Source organism: Stenotrophomonas pavanii (genome assembly GCF_900101175.1).
GTDB lineage: Bacteria > Pseudomonadota > Gammaproteobacteria > Xanthomonadales > Xanthomonadaceae > Stenotrophomonas > Stenotrophomonas pavanii.
Map to the genome: position 1 here is coordinate 25,880 of NZ_FNFQ01000011.1, position 17,621 is coordinate 43,500.

The window sequence follows — 17,621 nt, forward strand, 5'->3', positions numbered from 1 at the left end:
TAATCCCCTCCGTCCCCTTTTTCATGCGTTGGGCAGCACCACGCGCTTGCCATCCACGGTGGGCCGGTTGATGTAGAACAGGCCGGGGCCGGGCCGATACGGCAGCTCGCTGACACCGGCGTCGGCGGCATAGGTCAGGGCGGTGTCGCCCAGTGCGTCGAAATTCCAGTGCGCCGACTGCATCAGGTAGCGTCGCCGCAACAGTGCCTCCTGAGGCTGGGTCAACGCCCGGCCGGCCACCAGCCGCCGTGCGATCGGTTGCAGGGCCGACGGCAGTTCCCAGCCGGGAACCCCGGCAGCGTTGGCGCGCCAGGTCACGCCGGCATCGATGGCATGCTGCTGCATCACCTGGAGCGCGATCAGCTGGTAGCGCCAGTCGATGCGCCGCCGCAGTACCACGGCGGCCGTCACGTACAGCACCGGTGACAGCAGCACGCTGCGGCTGCCGGCGCGCCGCTGCTGCTGCCACTGGTGCCAGACATCCACCCACACTTCCTTTTCGTCCACGCCCAGCTGCTGCCGCCAGCGCTCGGCGTCGGCCTGTGCCTCGGCGTAGGCGGTGGTCGCCTGCAGGACCGCCAGCGGTGGCGTCTGGTAGTCGGCCACGCCCGCGCGGCGCAGCATCTGCCGGCGCGGACGGCTGAGCAGCTTGGGCCCTTCGTCGAGCTGGTTGTAGCCGCCGCCGATGTTGGCGTGCACGCCAGGCAGCGCGATCTCGGCAAAGGGCGGCGCGACGCTGGTGAGCGGATAGTGCTGGCGGTGCTCGTCACGCGCACACAGCTGCAGCACCTGCCTGGCAACGCCGGGCCGCAGCGCGACGCGGGGCTGTTCATCGGCACGCCCGCCGTTGACCGCCACCACGGTGTCGAACAGGCCGATGAAGCGCAGCACCGGATCGGCGCGGTCGAAGTCCGCAGTGCACGCCAGGCCGGCGCCCTGCAGCAGCTGGCGCCAGTGCGCGCCATCCCAGGCCTGCACCTGGTTGGCAACGTCACGCGCGGCCGCTGCACCGCGCGAGAAGCCGAACAGATCCAGCTGCACGCGTCGCAGCGGCTGCCGCCAGCGTGCCGCGAGCGCGCTCAGCGCAGCCGGCAGCAGCACCTGCAGTGCACGCTGCACTTTGGCACGCACACCGCTGGCGCCGATGCCGAACGCCAGTCCGATCAGATCGTCGTCGGCGTCATCGCGGGTGCCGACACCTTCGACGTAGATCGACAACGAGGGAGAAGCGGAGGTGCCGGTGCGGCTGTCCGGGTACAGCTGCTGCAGGCGCGCGATGTTGGTCGGCCCGTTGTCGTAGCTGCTGGTCAGCCGGCTCTGGTAGGTCGAATCGTCATCCGCACGCAGCTGCGCCGGGCGCGGCTGGGGCGGCCGTGGTCGGCCACGCGCCAGGTTGTGTGCGTTGTTGCGGGTGCCATCGAAGAACAGGCCGATCCGCAGCAAGCCGACATCTTCGTCCGTGTCCTGCGAGGGTGCCATGTGTATTTCCCGTGGTGGCCGCGTCACGGTAGCGCGAAAGCGGTGTATTGTCGAAGTGTAGTGACGCTTTTGACCTGACTGAACGCAGCTGCGGTGGATCACAAATCCTGACTTTCATTCCTCGCGCCTATTGAATTCACGCGACCCGCGCAGGCCATATGGCCAAACCCGGCAAACCGGGTCGTGCTGCATCAACGCTGTTCACATCATTCAAGGAGCGACGCAATGTTGTCCAGATCGATTGGTAAAGCGGCAGGTGGCCTGGTGTTGGGTTTGTCGGTCGCAGCGGCCGCGCAGGCGGCACCGTTGTTCGAGCCGGTGACGGTCATCAGCCGGGCATCGGCAAGCAGTGAGCCGGCGCTGGGAAAGCTGCTGGCCACCCCGTCCACCGCGACGGTACAGGAAGTGCGCGTTGATGCAGCCGCGACTGCACAGCCGCAGCTGGAATTCGAACTGCTCGGCCAGCGCGTGCAGGCGGTACGCAGCAAGGTCGAGGCGCTGCCCGACGGCGGCAGCATCTGGTATGGCCAGTTCCGTTCGCCCTCGGACAAGCTGACCGCAGCGACGTCCACCGGGCAGGACGATCCCGGCAATTCGCTGATCCTGGTGCGCTCGGGCAACACCATCACCGGTTCGATCCGCAAGGACGGCAAGCTGTACCGCCTGCGCCCGCTGGGCAACCGCCACGTGCTGGTGGAAGTGGATGAATCGCGGATGCCGGCCGACCATCCGGCCGACTACAACCAGCTGCCGAAGATCCCGATGGGCAACAACGATCGCATCGGCATCGCGCAGGCGTCGTCGGGCACGCCGGCCACCATCCGCGTGCTGGTGGTGGCGACCAATGCCGCCGTCACCGCCTACGGCGGCAACATGCAGTCACTGGTGCAGCTGGCGGTGGCCGAGTCCAACCAGGGCTATGTCAACAGCAACGTCGGCATCACCATGCAGCTGGCCGGCTACGAGACCACCAGCTACACCGAGTCGGGCAGCTTCGATACCGACCTGGCGCGCTTCCGCGGCACCAGCGACGGTTACATGGACAGCATCCATACCAGCCGCAACAACACCGCCGCCGACGTGGGCGTCCTGCTGATCAACAACACGGCCTACTGCGGGCTGGCCTCCGGCATCGGCTCGACGGCATCGACCGCGTTCGCGGCGGTGTACTGGGATTGCGCGACCGGCTACTACTCGTTCGCGCACGAGATCGGCCACCTGCAGAGTGCACGGCATGACATCGCCACCGACTCGAGCACCTCGCCCTATGCCTATGGGCATGGCTACCGCTACGAGCCGGCCACCGGCACCGGCTGGCGCACGATCATGGCCTACAACTGCACCCGCAGCTGCCCGCGCCTGAACTACTGGTCCAACCCGAACATCAGCTACAACGGCATCCCGATGGGCAATGCCAGTACCGCCGACAACCAGCGCGTGCTGGTCAACACCAAGGCCACCATCGCGGCCTTCCGCTGAGTCCGTACTGTCCGCGGCCGCCTTGCGCGGCCGCGGATTTCCTGCCGGCGGGAATTACCCGCGGGGCAGGGTATCCAGCGACCAGCCATTGGCGTCCACGCGCAGCACCGAACCCTGTTCGTACCAGTCGCCGAGCACGATGCGGGTGCGGTCGCGGCCGCCGGCCTGCAGCGTATGGATGGCCGGGCGGTGGGTATGGCCATGGATCATGGTGTCCACGCCGTGGCGCACGAAGGTGGCATCGACTTCGGACGGGGCCACGTCGGTGACAGTCTCGAACTGCGCGCGATCGCCCTGCTTCATTTCCGACTGGCGGGCCTGGCTGGCTTCGCGCGCCTTCTGCGCGAAGGCGATGCGTGCGGCCAGCGGCTGCGACAGGAACTGCGCCTGGAACGCCGGGTCGCGCGTCTGCGCGCGGAACTGCTGGTAGGGGATGTCATCGGTGCACAGCAGGTCACCGTGCTGCAGCAGCACCGGGCGGCCGTACAGCTCGATCACGCAGGGGTCGGGCAGGATGCGCAGGCCGGCGCGGCGTGCGTAGTCCTCGCCAAGCAGGAAGTCGCGGTTGCCACGGATGAAGTACACCGGCACGCCGCTGTCGGACAGCACCTTCAGCGCGTCGGCCACCGCATCGGCGGCGGGCGAGGGGGTGTCGTCGCCGATCCAGGCTTCGAACAGGTCGCCGAGGATGTACAGCGCATCGGCGCCGGGCGCCTGCTCGCGCAGGAAGCGCAGGAACAGGTCGGTGATCTCCGGACGGCTGGGGTCCAGGTGCAGGTCGGAAATGAACAGCGTGGTCATGGCCGCATTCTAGGCCATCAAGGAGGACGGTAGCGCCGCCGGCATCGTGGGCTCAGATCCCTCACCGGGGGAACAGGGATCTGACCCCGGTTTACACCGGCAGTGGCAACCAGGTCAGGCTGGCCGAGGCCAGCACGATGGCGATGGCGGTGGCGGCCAGCACATCGGAAGGATAGTGCAGGCCCAGGACCACCCGCGACAGCGCAACGCCACAGGTGAACGGCACCAGCAGCGGTGCCAGCCACGGGTAGTAGGCCAGTGCCACGATGGTGAACGACACCGCGTGCAGGGTGTGCCCGGAGGGAAAACTGAACTCGTCCAGCGGCGCTACCCAGGCGCGGATGCGCAGGTCGGCCGCGTAGGGCCGCGGGCGCCGGGTCCAGCGCTTGAGGCCCTTGTACAGCAGCAGCGCGGCCAGGCCCGTGGCGGCCATGTGCACCGAGGCGCGCAGGCCGTCGAAGCCGTCCAGCATCACCAGCGCGGCCATCAGCACGTACCAGAACACGCCATCGCCGAGCCGGCTGATGACTGCGAACAGGCGACGCACGCGCCGCCGCCGGCAGTAGTGGTTTGCGCGCCGGCACCAGCGTGCTTCGCGCCCGGCCAGCAGCTCAAGCGGCGTAGTGCGCATGGCCGTTCCTCCGCGACTGTGCCAGTTCGGCCAGCAGTGCATCGAACTCGGCCACCACCTGCTGTGGATGCAGTCGCTTCATCGCGCGTGCGGCATTGCCGCCCAGTTCGCGGCGTTGCGCGTCATCGGCGGCCAGTCGCACGGCGGCATCGATGAACTGCTCGTCGCTGTCCACGGCTGCGCCGTTCTCGCCATTGCGCAGGTACTCGCGCGCGGCGCCGTAGTCGAAGGCCACGGTGGCCACACCGCTGGCCATGCTTTCCAGGGTCACGTTGCCGAACGTCTCGCTGCGGCTGGGGAACAGGAACAGATCGCCGCTGGCGAAGTGCCGGGCCAGCGCATCGCCGCGCTGGATGCCACAGAAGATGAAGTCGGGGTTTTCATGTGCCAGTTTTTCGCGGGCCGGGCCATCTCCGACCCACACGAAGCGTGCCTTGGGCCGGATCTGCTGCAGCCGGCGGAACGCCTTCACTGCCAGGCCGAGGTTCTTTTCGGCAGCGATGCGGCCGACATAGATCGCCACCAGGCCGTTGCCATCCACGCCCCATTCCTCGCGCAGCGCGGGATCGCGCCGGCCCGGATCGAACTGCTGGCTGTCCACCGCGCGGGCCAGCAGGCGCACGCGCTCGAAGCCCTGTTCGCCGAGGAACTGCTGCAGCTCGCGGGTCGGCACCAGGGTGGCGTCGGCCTGATTGTGGAAACGGCGCATCCAGCGCATGGCCGCGGCCTGCAGCCACGCCACGCCATAGTCGGGCAGGTACTCGTCGAAGCGGGTGTGGAAACCGCTGGCGACCGGAATGCCAAGGCGGCGCGCGGTGCGCAGTGCCGACCAGCCCAGCGGTCCTTCGGTGGCGATGTACACCGCATCCGGGCGTTGTTTCTGCCAATGGCGGCCCAGCCGGATCGGGGCCGGCAGGCCGAAGCGCAGTCCGGGGTAGCGCGGCAGCGCGGCGCCGGGAACCAGCAAGGTGCCGGGTGCCGAGTCCAGCGCTTCGCTGGACTGGCGGGGGCGGACCAGGTCGATCTCGTGGCCGGCTGCACGCAGACCCTGCTCCAGGCCCTGTACGGTGAGAGCGACGCCGTTCACTTCCGGCGGATAGGTCTCGGTGACGATGGCATAGCGCATGGCGGGCCTCCCGGTTTCCGGCATGCTCGGGCCTGGCGATGTAGCCGACATGACCGCTTTGCGACCATCAGATGACGGCGGCGCCGGCCACCGCATGGGCGCTGCGGCCCATAAAAAACCACGGCCCCGAAGGGCCGTGGTCGTCATGCTTCCGTTACAGCGCGATGGATCAGAAGCGCTGCTGGTACTTCATGTAGATGAAGCGGCCGATATCGTAGCCACCGTAGTACGAGAAGGCCGAGTTCGGCTTGCTGTACATGACCGGGCCGTACTTCTCGAACACGTTGTTGGCACCGACCGACACGGTGGCATCCCACGGCAGCGAGTAACGCACCTGCACGTCGTGGAAGGTGACCGCGCCGCGCTCGTTGTAGTTGCGTGCGCCCTTGTACCACGGTGCGTACACGCCCGGATCCGAGCACTCGTCCGGGTACAGCGCGATGTTCGAGCAGGTTTCCTTCACGCCCGAATAGTAACGCGCGGTCCAGCTCGCGCCGAAGTTGCCCCGCTCGTAGCCCAGCACCAGGTTGGAACGGACGCGGAAGGCGCTGCCGATGCCGTTGGTGACGATCGGGACGATCGAGTTGTCGTTGGAGGTGCGGTAGGTCGCACTGGACACGTAGGTGGTGGCCGAGTTCACGTTGAACTTGCCGAACCGGGTATCCAGACGGTAGCTCACGTCCAGGTCGTAGCCTTCGGTTTCCATGAAGCCCGCGTTGCGGTTGCCGAACTTCAGGTTGGTCACGATGCCGGTCACCGGGTCACGCTGGAAGCGCGAGCAGCGCGCTTGGATACCCGATTCGTAGCAGTCCTGCAGGATCTGGGTCGGCGTGTCGGCGATGATCGTGTTGTCGATGCGGATCTTCCACCAGTCCAGCGAGGCGTTGAAGCCCTGGATGAAGCTCGGGCTCCAGACCAGGCCCAGCGTCTTGCTGGTCGAGGTTTCCGGCGTCAGCAGCGGGTTCGACCCGGAGGTGAACGGCACCGGGGTCGCGTCCGTCGACGTGTTCACCGGGGTGCCACCCTGGCGCAGCTGGCGGAAGGTATTCGCATTGGCGATGTCGCGTGCGCAACGTGCACGGACTTCCGCGCTGGAGGCCGAGGAACCGAAGCGGGTGTCGCACGGATCGCTGAACTGCGCGAAGGTCTCCGAACCACCACCGAACAGGTCGCTGATGGTCGGTGCACGGAAGCCCTCGGCCCAGGTGCCACGCACCATCAGCGAGTCGATCGGCTTCCACTTGAAGCCGAACTTGCTGTTGAGCGTGTTGCCGAAGGTGTTGTAGTCCGAGAAGCGCGTTGCGCCGTTGAAGGTCAGTTCCTTCGCGCCCGGCAGGTCGGCCAGCACGGGAACGTTCACTTCCAGGTAGGCTTCGTTGACGGTGTAGTCACCGCCGGTCGGGCCAGCGGCCAGGTTGGTGGTCGCGCCGGTCTGGGCCAGGGCATCCGGGGTGTACTTGCCTTCTTCCTTGCGGCTTTCCACGCCGAACGCGAAGCCGAGGTCGCCGGCCGGCAGGGTCACGATGCTGCCGGCGATGTTGGCAAAGAAGTTCTTGGAGGTGGTGCGGCCTTTGGTGATCTCTTCCGGGAACAGCCACGCCTGCAGTTCTTCGTTGCCGTACAGGCCATCGGCCGCCGTCGTGCCGTACGGCACCAGCGGGTTCCACGGCTTGCACACGTCATAGGAGATCGGTGCAGCGGCGGTGCCGCACTGCACCTTGCCGGTGGCGGCGTTGTAGAACGACGGGCCGACGCCGCCGGCGACGCGAGCCTTGTGCAGGTTGCCGGTCGCCACCGATTCCAGTTCATTGCGGTTGTACTGGTAGCCCACTTCCCAGTCGAAGTAGCGGCTGCCGATCTCGAACGAACCGTCGAACGACGCCACCGCGCGGTAGGTCTTCAGCTCGCTGGTGGTCACGCGCGGCACCTCCCAGGTGCGGCGGTTCCACGCCACGGCGGTCGGGGTAGCGTAACCGTGCTGGCGGCCGAACGGATTGAAGTAGCTGTTGATCGACATCGAGCCGACACCGGCGGTGCTCGACTGCAGCGGATAGCCCGCGATCTGGCGGGTGGACTCACGCTGGTTGTAGCCCAGCTCGGTACGGAAGTTGACGTTGTCGGTGATCTTGAAGCGGCCGTCGAAATAGACCGAGTCACGCTTGACCGGATACATCACGTGCATCTGGTCGTTAGCGTTGCTCACGTCACCGGTGAACGGCGTGCTATCGGTGAGGTGGTAATTGGCCGGATTGGTCGGATCCGCGCCGCGGTTGAGGGAGTAGCCGCAACCCGCAGTGGCGGTACAGCCCGGGCCGCGCAGACCGGTGAACTGGCCGTACTGGCTGATCGTGGTCCAGTTGCTGCTGTCGTACGGATGACGATCGGTCATGCCGTACTTGCTGAAGCCGCGATCGCGCGCCCACACGCCCTTTTCTTCGGCGTGTTCGGCCGACAGGGTCAGCGACAGGCGATCGTTGCTCCAGCCGGCGACCACGTCGAAGCGGTCACGTGCGCCGTCGCCCTGGCTGTACTGGCCGTGGTAGACGTTGGCGGTCACGCCGGTGACATTGGAGCGGGTGATGATGTTCACCACGCCGGCCATGGCGTCGGAGCCATAGATCGCAGAGGCGCCGTCCTTCAGCACCTCGATGCGTTCCACGGCGGACACCGGCAGGGTGGAGATGTCCTGGTAGCCGGACGTGCTGATGCCCAGGCGCTTGCCGTTGACCAGCACCAGCGTACGCTGGGTGCCCAGGTTGCGCATGTCGATGTAGGTGCCACCCGCGTTTTCACCCGCGGTCAGCGCATTGGCGCGGCTGATGGTCGGGCTGCCCATCGCGGTGACGTTCTGCAGGATGTCGGCAACCGAGCTGAAGCCCTGCTTTTCGATGTCGTTGCGGCTGATCGCGAACACCGGCTGGGCGGTTTCCACGTCCACCTGGCGGATGCGCGAGCCGGTGATCTCGATGCGGTCGAGGTTGGTGGGCGTAGCGTTGCTGCCGTCCTGGGCGAACGCGGGCAGGGCGGCCAGCGTTGCGGTGGTAACCAGGGCATAGCGGATGGCCTGCCCCAGTGCGGTGGTGCGTGAAGTCATGGCGAGCTCTCTCTCTCAGGTCGTGCACAAGACGCCAAAGTGGGCGTCGAAGGAGCCAGCTGGGTTGATGACCGAGCCGGTGACCCGATAGTAGTCTCGTTAGTTAATGCTCTGTAAAGAGTTCGTATCAATTTATGTCACGAGGCACCTTCTGCCTTCACGAAACGTGAACAAAAGCAGGCGCTTACGTGAGAGGGCCGGGACGCGATACGGTGCCGTCGTGTTGCGAAGCAGCACAAAAAACCGCCAGACTGCGCAAAGTGGGACAGCGAAGTGCGTCACTTGAGCGGTCCCGTGCAAGGCACGGGGCAGCGTATTCAGGCGACGAACGGGCGGAACTGGATGCCCAGCCCGGCGATGCCGTCGGTCTCGCCGATCAGGTCGGCGCGGAGCAGCGGACGGGCATCGATGAACGCCTGCGGCACGATCAGCGACAGCCGGTTATCGTCGGCGGTCAGTTCCAGCGCCGGCAGCGGGGCATCCTCGTGGGCGCGGTTGAGCAGCACCGCCAGCCGCAGCAGCGCCGCGAGCCGGCGCGCGGTCAGCAGCAGGCGTTCGGGCAGGGCGTCGAAGGCGGTCTTGGCCACGCTGCGGCGGTGGCTGCGCACCAGCGCCGCCAGCATCTGTTGCTCCTGGCGCGAGAAGCCGGCAATGTCCGAATGTTCCAGCACATAGCTGCCATGCACGTGGTAGCCGCTGTGCGCGATCATCAGGCCCAGCTCGTGCAGGCGCGCGGCCCAACCGAGCATGCGCGCATCGTCGGCGTCGAGCCGCCAGCGTTCCTGCACCTGTTCCAGCAGCGAAAGCGCGGTCTCCTGCACGCGCTCGGCCTGCACGGTATCGATGCCGTAGCGCTGGCTGAGTGCAGCCACCGATTCATCGCGCAGGTCGTTCTCGCCGGCGCGGCCGACGATGTCATACAGGATGCCTTCGCGCATCGCGGCCTTGCTGACCAGCAGCTTCTGCAGGCCCAGCGCCTGGAACGCGGCTTCCAGCACCAGGATGCCGCCGGCGATGATAGGGCGGCGGTCGCTGGACAGGCCCGGCAACTGGATATCGTCGATCTTCTTGGCCTTCAGCAGTTCATCGCGCAGCTGCGGCAGGGCTTCGGCGGTGATCGCGCCCTTGCTCAGCTTCATCGTCGCGCAGATCTCGCTGATCGCCTTGTGCGTGCCTGACGAGCCCAGTGCTTCCTGCCAGCCCAGCGCACGGTACTTGCTGGCGAAGGGCTGGAACTCGCGGCCGATCTCGGCCAGCGCGTCCTTCCAGCGCTTCTTGCTCAGCTTGCCGCCCGGGAAAAAGCGCCGCGTGCTGGCGATGCAGCCGGCCTGCAGGCTTTCACGCTCCAGGGTCTGCATGCCCATGCCGATGATGAACTCGGTGGAGCCGCCGCCGATGTCGATCACCAGCCGGCGCTGGCCGGGCTTGGGCGGTTGCGCATGGGCCACGCCCAGGTAGATCAGGCGGGCTTCTTCGCGGCCGCTGACCACTTCGATGGCATGCCCCAGTGCGGTTTCGGCCGGGACCAGGAACGACTGCGGCGAGCGCAGCTGGCGCACCGTGTTGGTGGCCAGTGCGCGTACCCGGTGCGGCGGCACATTGCGGATGCGCTGGCCGAAGCGCGCCAGGCACTCCAGCGCGCGCTGGCGGGCCGCAGCGGAGAGGCCGCCCTTGCCGTCCAGCCCATCGGCCATGCGCACGGTCTCGCGCAGGCGGTCGATCACCCGCAGCTGGCCAAGCGTGTAGCGCGCGATGACCATGTGGAAACTGTTGGAGCCAAGGTCGATGGCGGCCAGCAGGTCGCCATCCTGCAATGCGGGCGGAGTCGTGGTGGTATGCGGCATGGACGAATGTTAGCCGAAGGGGCGGTGTGCTCGTCACCGCGCGGCCTTCACATATTGGAAGAGGGGAGTGCGGCAGGGCTGCGCCCTGCACCTGCCGAATCAACGGCAACAGCCACAGCAACAGCAGGCTATCCGTGGGATGGCGGGCTGGGTCCGATGGCAGGAGACGCCGTGAACCCGTCCATGGGGGCTTGGTCGCCGCATCCATGCGGCTCACACCCCTGCCACCGGACCCACCCCGCCTTCGACAGTTCTCTGCGACCTGCCGGACGGCGTTCTGCGCTGCTGCTGGTGGGTGTCGACCTTGGTCGACACCTACCGGGTCAGAGCCCCTGCATCAACGCCATCTGTGCCGAATGCGGGGCTTCGTCGTGGGCCGGGGTGCGCTTGTGGTACACGCCGTCCGCGTCCAGCTCCCAGGCATTGAGGTTGTCGTCCAGGTAGTTCTGCAGGACTTCGCGGTAGACCCGCTTGGCCAGTTCCGGATCGAGGATCGGGAAGCAGGTCTCGACCCGGCGCAGCAGGTTGCGCTCCAGCCAGTCGGCGCTGGCGCAGTACATCTCCGGCGCGCCGTCGTTGCCGAACCAGTAGACCCGGCTGTGTTCCAGGAAACGACCGACGATCGAGCGGACGCGGATGTTGTCCGAGATGCCCGGCACGCCCGGGCGCAGGGTGCAGGCGCCGCGGATGATCAGGTCGATCTGCACGCCGGCCTGCGACGCGGCATACAGCGCACGAACCACCTGCGGCTCGTTCAGTGCGTTCATCTTGGCGATGATCCGCGCGGGGCGACCGGCGGCGGCGATGCGCGTCTCGCGCTCGATGCGGCCGAGGATGCCGGTGTGCAGGGTGAACGGCGACTGCAGCAGGCGCTTGAGCTTCATCTTCGAGGCCAGCCCGGACAGCTGCTGGAACAGCAGGTGCACGTCGTTGCCGATGTCCGCGTCGGCGGTGATCAGGCTGATGTCGGTGTACGCGCGGGCGGTGCCGCTGTGGTAGTTGCCGGTACCCAGGTGCACGTAGCGGCGCAGCTTGCGGCCCTCGCGGCGCACGATCAGCAGCATCTTGGCGTGGGTCTTGTAGCCGACCACGCCGTACACCACCTGCACCCCGGCCTCCTGCAGGCGATCGGCCAGGCCCAGGTTGGCCTCTTCGTCGAAGCGGGCGCGCAGCTCCACCACCACGGTCACGTCCTTGCCGTTGCGCGCGGCCTGGATCAGCGCATCGACGATCAGCGAATCCTTGCCGGTGCGGTACAGGGTCTGCTTGATCGCCAGCACGTTGGGGTCGATCGCCGCCTGCCGGATCAGGTCCAGCACCGCAGTGAACGCATCGAACGGGTGGTGCAGCAGCAGGTCCTGGCGCGCCGCTGTCTCGAAGATGCCGTCGCTGTCGCGCAGCGTGCGCGGGGTCATCGGCGGGTATTTCAGGTCCGGCTGCGCGATCAGGTCGTACAGCTGGATGATGCGGTTGAGGTTGACCGGGCCATCGATGCGGTACACCGCGTTCTCGGTCAGGCCGAAATTCTGCAGCAGCGTGCGCACGATCTCGCGCGGCATGTCGTGGGCGATTTCCAGGCGCACCGCCGGCCGGTAGCCGCGGTCGACCAGTTCGTCGCGCAGCGCCAGCGCCAGGTTTTCCACTTCCTCCTCGTCCACCACCAGCTCGGAATTGCGGGTGACGCGGAACTGGTAGGCACCCTGGACTTCCATGCCCGGGAACAGCTCATCGACGAAGGTCGACAGCACCGACGACAGGAACACGAAGTTCTGCGATCCGCCCAGCTTCTCCGGCAGCTGGATGATGCGCGGCAGCGAGCGCGGTGCACGCACGATCGCCAGGTGGCCGGCGCGGCCGAAGGCATCGGTGCCCTTCAGCACCACCACGATGTTCAGCGACTTGTTGAGGATCTTCGGGAACGGGTGCACCGGGTCCAGGCCCAGCGGCGACAGCACCGGCATGATCTCGTTGCGGAAGTAGGCACGCAGCCAGCGCCTCTGGCGATCGGTCCAGGAATGGCGACCGAGCACGCCGATGCCGGCCTCCATCAGCGCCGGGCGCAGCGTCTCGTTCCAGCAGCGGTACTGCTGGTCCACCAGCTCCGCAGCGCGGTCATGGATGGCGTTGAGGATGGCCTGCGGGCTCATGCCGTCCGGTGCCGGCGGCAGGCCGAACTCCTGCGCGTGGCGCACGGCCGCGGCGCGGATCTCGAAGAACTCGTCGAGGTTGGTGCAGGAGATGCACATGAAGCGCAGGCGCTCCAGCAGCGGCACCTGCGGGTCCATGGCCTGCGCCAGCACGCGGAAGTTGAAATCCAGCTGCGACAGCTCGCGGTTGATGTACAGCGCCGGGTCGCGCAACGGATCGTTGTCCGGGCTCACGGGGAGGGGGAGGGATCCGAGGCTGCTCATGGCGTCATTCTTCGATGGAGGTCAGGGGGGCGGACTCGCGCGGGCGCACGTGGTCGGCATCGAAATGGCAGGAGAACACCGAGCCCTTGCCGACTTCGCTTTCAATCTCCAGCCGTGCGTGGTGCAGGCCGAGGATGTGCTTGACGATCGACAGGCCCAGCCCGGTGCCACCGCTCTCGCGCGAGCGGCTGCTGGACACGCGGTAGAAACGCTCGGTCAGGCGCGGCAGGTGGGTGGCGGGAATGCCGTAGCCGGAATCGCGCACCGCCAGCACGGCGCCGTCGCCTTCGCGGCGGAACTCCACCGCGATGCGGCCACCGGCCGGGGTGTAGCGCACCGCGTTGGTGACCAGGTTGGAGAACGCGCTGTGCAGTTCCTTGGTCGAGCCCTGCAGGTCGACACCGGCCAGATCGTCGATGCTGATCTGGTGGCGGCCCTGGCTGTGCGCCTCGGCCTCGCGGCGCAGGGTCGCCAGCATCGGCTGCATGGCCACGGTCTCTTCCTCGCTGTGCTCCTGCGATTCCAGCCGCGACAGGGTCAGCAGGTCTTCCACCAGCTGGGCCATGCGCTGGCTCTGCTTGCGCATTTCTTCCAGCATCGGGCCGGTGCCGGGGAAATCCTCCGGGTCCATCATGTCCAGGTAGCCGTGGACCACGGTGAGCGGCGTGCGCAGTTCGTGTGAAACATTGGCCACGAAGTCGCGGCGCACCTGTTCCAGGCGCAGCAGTTTGCTGACGTCGCGCGCGATCAGCAGCCAGTAGTCCGACGAATAGGGAATCAGGCGCAGGTTCAGGCGGATCGCCGGGTCGACCGGCGAGGGCACGTCCAGGATCGGTTCGGCATTGCGGCCACCGGCCAGCCAGTGCGCCAGCGGCATCGGCTGCAGGCGCTCGACCAGGGCCTCGCCGAGGTCGCCGGGGTGGTGCAGGCCAAGCAGGGCGGTGGCCGCTTCGTTGAACCACTGCACGCGCTGGCTGTTGCGGTCCAGCACCACCACTGCATCGGGAAGTGCGGCGGCAGCGGCGCGGTAGCTGCGCAGCATGTCCAGCAGGCGGCGCTTGCGCACGCGCATTTCCACTTGGTTGCGGTACAGCAGGCGGTCCAGTTCGTTCCAGACGCCGGTGCCTTCTTCGGCGGTGTCCCAGCGCTGGCGGGCGGTCAGCCGGCGCAGCACGCTGCGCAGGCGCCAGTAGTGCCAGGCCAGGGTGGCCAGGGCGGCCAGCGCGATGCACAGCCACAGGTGGCCCGTGACTCCCCCCACCAGTCCGGCGAACAGCAGTACCGCGGCAACAGTGGCCAGGGTCTTCAACCAGGCAGAGCGGATGTGGCGGGGCATTGCGATCTCGTCGTTGAGGTGCGGCGGTTCACTGGGGTGAACCGAGGGTTATAGCAGAGTTGCCGGCACCGGCACCCGCAGGTGCACGGCGCCGGCACGACGAGACTCAGGTGGCAGTGGAGAAGCGGTAGCCGGCGCCGCGCACGGTCTGCACCATGTTCTCGGCGTTGAACGGTTCCAGCGTCTTGCGCAGGCGGCGGATGTGCACGTCGATGGTGCGCTCTTCGACGTACACGCTGCCGCCCCACACGTGGTCCAGCAGCTGGGCGCGGGTGTAGACGCGCTCGGGGTGGGTCATGAAGAAGTGCAGCAGGCGGTATTCGGTCGGGCCGATCGGCACCGGCTGGTCGTTGGCGAACACGCGATGCGCGGCGCCGTCGATGCGGATCGGGCCGACCGCCACGCTGCCGTCCTCGTCATCCTCGCGCGCGCGGCGCATGACCGCACGGATACGGGCCAGCAGTTCGCGCGCCGAGAACGGCTTGACCACGTAGTCATCGACGCCGGCCTCCAGCCCGCCGACGCGGTCGTTCTCTTCGCCACGGGCGGTCAGCATGATGATCGGCACTTCGCGGGTCAGCGTTTCCTTGCGCCAGCGACGGGCCAGGTCCAGGCCACTGGTGCCGGGCAGCATCCAGTCCAGCAGGATCAGGTCGGGGACGCGGTCGGCGATCGCGGTCTGGGCCTCCCGGGCATCGCCGGCGTGGACCGGTTCGTAATCGCCCTTGCGAAGGGCGAAGGCGACCATTTCGCGGATCGCGGGCTCGTCATCGACGATCAGGATGCGTTTCTGCACGAGGACACCGTAGGGCTCGGTTACTGGAGTGGTGCCAGTAGACTACGGTTTGATGACATGTTTGTGACTTCCCGGGCGGAACCGGCCGGGATTGCCATCGGCCGGTCATGCAGCGCTCAGCGGCGGTCCAGGTCCGGGTCCTGCACGCCCTGGCGGCGCAGCTCCAGTACGGTCGGGGTGATCGATTCGATGCGGGCGTCGACGCGCGCGCGGCCGATATAGTCCAGCGCCGGGTTGCGCTTGAGCGCCTGCAGCTGCAGCAGCGCCTGTTCCGGCCGCCCGCTGAGGAACGCCGCCTCGGCATAGGCTTCGCTGGCGCGCACGCTGTCACCGGCCAGCTCGCTGGCGCGGGCAAAGCGCTGCTGGAAGACCGGATCATTACCGCTTTGCGACAGCAGCGGGCGCAGCATCGCCTGCGCCCGCTGGCCGGCCTCGCGGTTGCCCTGCTCGTTCAGGATCTCGGCATAGGTCAACGCCACCGGGCGGCTGTTGGGATGTTCGCGCAGCAGCTGCTCGAAGCGGCTGTTGGCCTGGGCGGCCAGGCCCGCACGCGACTCCGCCTCGCCCAGGCCCAGCGCCAGCCACAGGTTGCCGGGATGGGTCTGCAGCAGGCCCGCCAGGGTCTGCCGGGCCTGGCCGGCACCGGCACGGCCACCGCGCATCATCGCCAGGGCCTGGCCATAGCGCTGTGCATCATTGAGACCGTCCTTCTGCCGTTTGGCCAGATCGGCATACTCGCGTTCCAGCTCGGGGGTGGAATCGGCACTGAGCACGCGCAGGCGCTCGCGTGCCCACTCGAAGTCACCGCTGGCGCCGCGGTTGAGCTGGCCGATCGGCAGGCGCAGCACACTGCTGGGCAGCAGCGGGTTGTTGCCGCGCAGCAGCGGCTCGCCCAGGCTGGGATCGGCCGGGTCCACCCGCTCCCTGCGCTCGCCGCTGGGGGTGCTGGTGGTCAGCAGCACCGTATCCTTCTTCATCTGCTCGGCGCGGGCCTTGGCCTCGCTGATGCGGGTGATGTTGACCGGGTGGGTGCGCAGGAACTCGGGCACGCTGTAGCCGCCTTCATTGCCGCGCATGGCCGCCGACATCCGTTCGAAGAAGCCGGCCATGGCATCCACGTCGTAGCCGCTGCGCGACAGGGTACGGATGCCGAGGCGGTCGGCCTCGGACTCGTTGGAACGGGTGTAGTTGATCTGCCGTTGCTGCATCAGGCCCATGCCTGAACTGATCGCGGCCATCGTCGCGTTGCCGGACGAGGTGCTGTTGCTGGCCTGCGCGGCCACCACCGCCGCCAGCATGCCCAGCAGGATCGGGATCTGGTCACGCTGGGCACGCTCGACGCCGCGCAGCACATGCTGCTGGGTGACGTGGGCGATTTCGTGGGACAGCACCGCAGCCACCTCGTCCTCGCGCTCGGCGGTCAGCACCAGGCCGGCATTGACGCCGATGTAGCCGCCGAGGGTGGCGAAGGCGTTGATCTGGCGGTCCTTCATCACGAAGAAGGTATAGGGCTGCCGTGGCTGGTCACTGTTGGAGCCAAGCCGGGTACCCATGGTCTGCAGCCAGTCGTTGACCAGCGGATCGTCCAGCAGGTAGCCATAGTTGCGCAGCTCGCGCAGCATCATTGCGCCGTACTCGGCCTGGCGGGCCGGGGTCAGCAGCTCGCCGGCCGAGGAGCCGATGTCAGGCAGCTTCTCCTGGGCCTGGGCCAGCGGCATGGCCAGGGCCAGGGTGACGGCGGTAGTCAGCAGCAGGGCTCGCAAGCAGAAGGTCCTCGGGCGGGGCGCGCCCAGCGTGGCAGGGCAGGGGGCAACCATTCGTTAATCCACAGTGTTGCGGCCGTGGCGTGGAAATTCCAGCGCACCGGTACCATATGTAGACCGTCGATCCATCGTGGAGTTTCCCGTGACAGCCCAGACCGCCGGCGGTGCCCCCGCCATCACCCTCTATTCCACCGCCGTCTGCCCGTACTGCGTGGCCGCCAAGAACTTCCTGAAGAGCAAGGGCCAGCAGTGGACCGAGGTCCGCATCGACCTGGACCCGGCCGAGCGCGAGAAGATGGTGGCCAAGACCCGCCGTACCAGCGTGCCGCAGATCTTCATCGGCGACGTCCACGTCGGCGGCTACGACGACATGATGGCCCTGCACCGTGAAGGCAAGCTCGAGCCGCTGCTGGCCGGGCAGGGCCAGGCATGAGCGCGGCCGACGACGGCAGCAAGGACCGCATCGCCGAGTTCACCGAGTTCCGCAAGCGCATGAACGAGCGCATCCTGGGTGAGCCGAACCAGGTGGTGCGGCGCTTCTTCGCGCTGGACACGCAGACCTACCAGGCCGGCGCGCTGGATGTGAAGACCAAGGAGCTGCTGGGCCTGGTGGCCTCGATGGTGCTGCGCTGCGACGACTGCATCAGCTACCACGTGGCCCAGTGCAAGGACGCCGGGGTCACCCGTGAGGAGTTCTTCGAGACCTTCTCGGTCGGCCTGGTGGTGGGCGGTTCCATCGTGATCCCGCACCTGCGCCGCGCGGTCGATTTCCTCGACCAGCTTGAAGGTGGCGCCGCCGCCCCGGCAGCGCACGAGCACTGAGTGCTCCGGAAGTGCCGGCCGCTGGCCGGCATTTCCTGA

At 67.4% G+C, this 17,621-nt stretch carries 13 protein-coding genes; 3 read left to right on the top strand and 10 right to left on the bottom strand.

Translation table 11 applies throughout. The annotated features are described in order from the left end of the window. Nucleotides 1-21: 21 nt before the first annotated feature. Entirely contained in the window at nucleotides 22-1,479 is a 1,458-nt protein-coding gene (locus tag BLS66_RS16755; RefSeq protein ID WP_074726371.1) for a DUF2235 domain-containing protein, read from the bottom strand. 225 nt (nucleotides 1,480-1,704) lie between these two features. Between BLS66_RS16755 and BLS66_RS16760 the strand changes: the two genes are divergently transcribed. Beyond that, nucleotides 1,705-2,958 carry a zinc-dependent metalloprotease gene (locus BLS66_RS16760; protein ID WP_049468176.1) on the top strand — a complete coding sequence of 418 codons (1,254 nt, stop codon included), beginning with the start codon at nucleotides 1,705-1,707 and terminating at the stop codon, nucleotides 2,956-2,958. 54 nt (nucleotides 2,959-3,012) lie between these two features. On the opposite strand, the gene lpxH is transcribed toward BLS66_RS16760, so the two are convergent. From lpxH to BLS66_RS16805, 9 genes are all read right to left on the bottom strand, one after another. Next, nucleotides 3,013-3,759: a UDP-2,3-diacylglucosamine diphosphatase gene (gene lpxH, locus BLS66_RS16765; RefSeq protein WP_057495138.1), complete on the bottom strand. Its 747-nt coding sequence runs from the start codon at nucleotides 3,757-3,759 to the stop codon at nucleotides 3,013-3,015. A gap of 91 nt (nucleotides 3,760-3,850) precedes the next feature. Next, complete coding sequence (locus tag BLS66_RS16770; protein ID WP_049468171.1) at nucleotides 3,851-4,390, bottom strand: phosphatase PAP2 family protein; 540 nt, start codon at nucleotides 4,388-4,390, stop codon at nucleotides 3,851-3,853. Next, nucleotides 4,371-5,516 (bottom strand): glycosyltransferase family 4 protein, encoded by a 1,146-nt coding sequence (locus tag BLS66_RS16775; RefSeq protein ID WP_049468169.1) that lies wholly within the window; start codon nucleotides 5,514-5,516, stop codon nucleotides 4,371-4,373. Before BLS66_RS16775 ends, BLS66_RS16770 begins: the two co-directional genes overlap by 20 nt. Before the next feature lie 169 nt (nucleotides 5,517-5,685). Beyond that, nucleotides 5,686-8,610, bottom strand: coding sequence for a TonB-dependent receptor domain-containing protein (locus tag BLS66_RS16780; RefSeq protein WP_053462269.1), 2,925 nt, complete (start codon nucleotides 8,608-8,610; stop codon nucleotides 5,686-5,688). Nucleotides 8,611-8,927: 317 nt separating this feature from the next. Next, a complete protein-coding gene (ppx, locus tag BLS66_RS16785) occupies nucleotides 8,928-10,454 on the bottom strand; it encodes an exopolyphosphatase (RefSeq protein WP_049468166.1) in 1,527 nt (508 codons plus the stop codon). 323 nt (nucleotides 10,455-10,777) lie between these two features. Next, complete coding sequence (ppk1, locus tag BLS66_RS16790) at nucleotides 10,778-12,865, bottom strand: polyphosphate kinase 1 (protein ID WP_049468163.1); 2,088 nt, start codon at nucleotides 12,863-12,865, stop codon at nucleotides 10,778-10,780. Nucleotides 12,866-12,869: 4 nt separating this feature from the next. Then, nucleotides 12,870-14,201, bottom strand: a complete 1,332-nt coding sequence (phoR, locus tag BLS66_RS16795; RefSeq protein ID WP_049468161.1) for a phosphate regulon sensor histidine kinase PhoR — start codon at nucleotides 14,199-14,201, stop codon at nucleotides 12,870-12,872. 106 nt (nucleotides 14,202-14,307) lie between these two features. Then, complete coding sequence (gene phoB, locus BLS66_RS16800) at nucleotides 14,308-14,997, bottom strand: phosphate regulon transcriptional regulator PhoB (protein WP_005408258.1); 690 nt, start codon at nucleotides 14,995-14,997, stop codon at nucleotides 14,308-14,310. Between the two features lie 116 nt (nucleotides 14,998-15,113). After that, on the bottom strand, nucleotides 15,114-16,760 hold the full coding sequence (locus tag BLS66_RS16805) for a M48 family metalloprotease (protein WP_049468159.1): 1,647 nt from the start codon (nucleotides 16,758-16,760) through the stop codon (nucleotides 15,114-15,116). Between the two features lie 142 nt (nucleotides 16,761-16,902). On the opposite strand from BLS66_RS16805, the gene grxC reads away from it, so the two are divergent. Next, nucleotides 16,903-17,193: a glutaredoxin 3 gene (gene grxC, locus BLS66_RS16810; protein ID WP_074726372.1), complete on the top strand. Its 291-nt coding sequence runs from the start codon at nucleotides 16,903-16,905 to the stop codon at nucleotides 17,191-17,193. Further along, complete coding sequence (locus BLS66_RS16815; RefSeq protein ID WP_004154542.1) at nucleotides 17,190-17,582, top strand: carboxymuconolactone decarboxylase family protein; 393 nt, start codon at nucleotides 17,190-17,192, stop codon at nucleotides 17,580-17,582. The genes grxC and BLS66_RS16815 overlap by 4 nt, the downstream gene beginning before the upstream one ends. The last annotated feature ends 39 nt before the right edge of the window (nucleotides 17,583-17,621 follow it).

Bases quoted from the DNA above. Each gene is read 5' to 3' on its own strand.
- BLS66_RS16755 (WP_074726371.1), bottom strand. From the start codon at position 1,479: ATGGCACCCTCGCAGGACACGGACGAAGATGTCGGCTTGCTGCGGATC.
- ppx (WP_049468166.1), bottom strand. From the start codon at position 10,454: ATGCCGCATACCACCACGACTCCGCCCGCATTGCAGGATGGCGACCTG.
- BLS66_RS16775 (WP_049468169.1), bottom strand. From the start codon at position 5,516: ATGCGCTATGCCATCGTCACCGAGACCTATCCGCCGGAAGTGAACGGC.
- BLS66_RS16770 (WP_049468171.1), bottom strand. From the start codon at position 4,390: ATGCGCACTACGCCGCTTGAGCTGCTGGCCGGGCGCGAAGCACGCTGG.
- ppk1 (WP_049468163.1), bottom strand. From the start codon at position 12,865: ATGAGCAGCCTCGGATCCCTCCCCCTCCCCGTGAGCCCGGACAACGAT.
- BLS66_RS16815 (WP_004154542.1), top strand. From the start codon at position 17,190: ATGAGCGCGGCCGACGACGGCAGCAAGGACCGCATCGCCGAGTTCACC.
- BLS66_RS16760 (WP_049468176.1), top strand. From the start codon at position 1,705: ATGTTGTCCAGATCGATTGGTAAAGCGGCAGGTGGCCTGGTGTTGGGT.
- BLS66_RS16780 (WP_053462269.1), bottom strand. From the start codon at position 8,610: ATGACTTCACGCACCACCGCACTGGGGCAGGCCATCCGCTATGCCCTG.
- lpxH (WP_057495138.1), bottom strand. From the start codon at position 3,759: ATGACCACGCTGTTCATTTCCGACCTGCACCTGGACCCCAGCCGTCCG.
- phoR (WP_049468161.1), bottom strand. From the start codon at position 14,201: ATGCCCCGCCACATCCGCTCTGCCTGGTTGAAGACCCTGGCCACTGTT.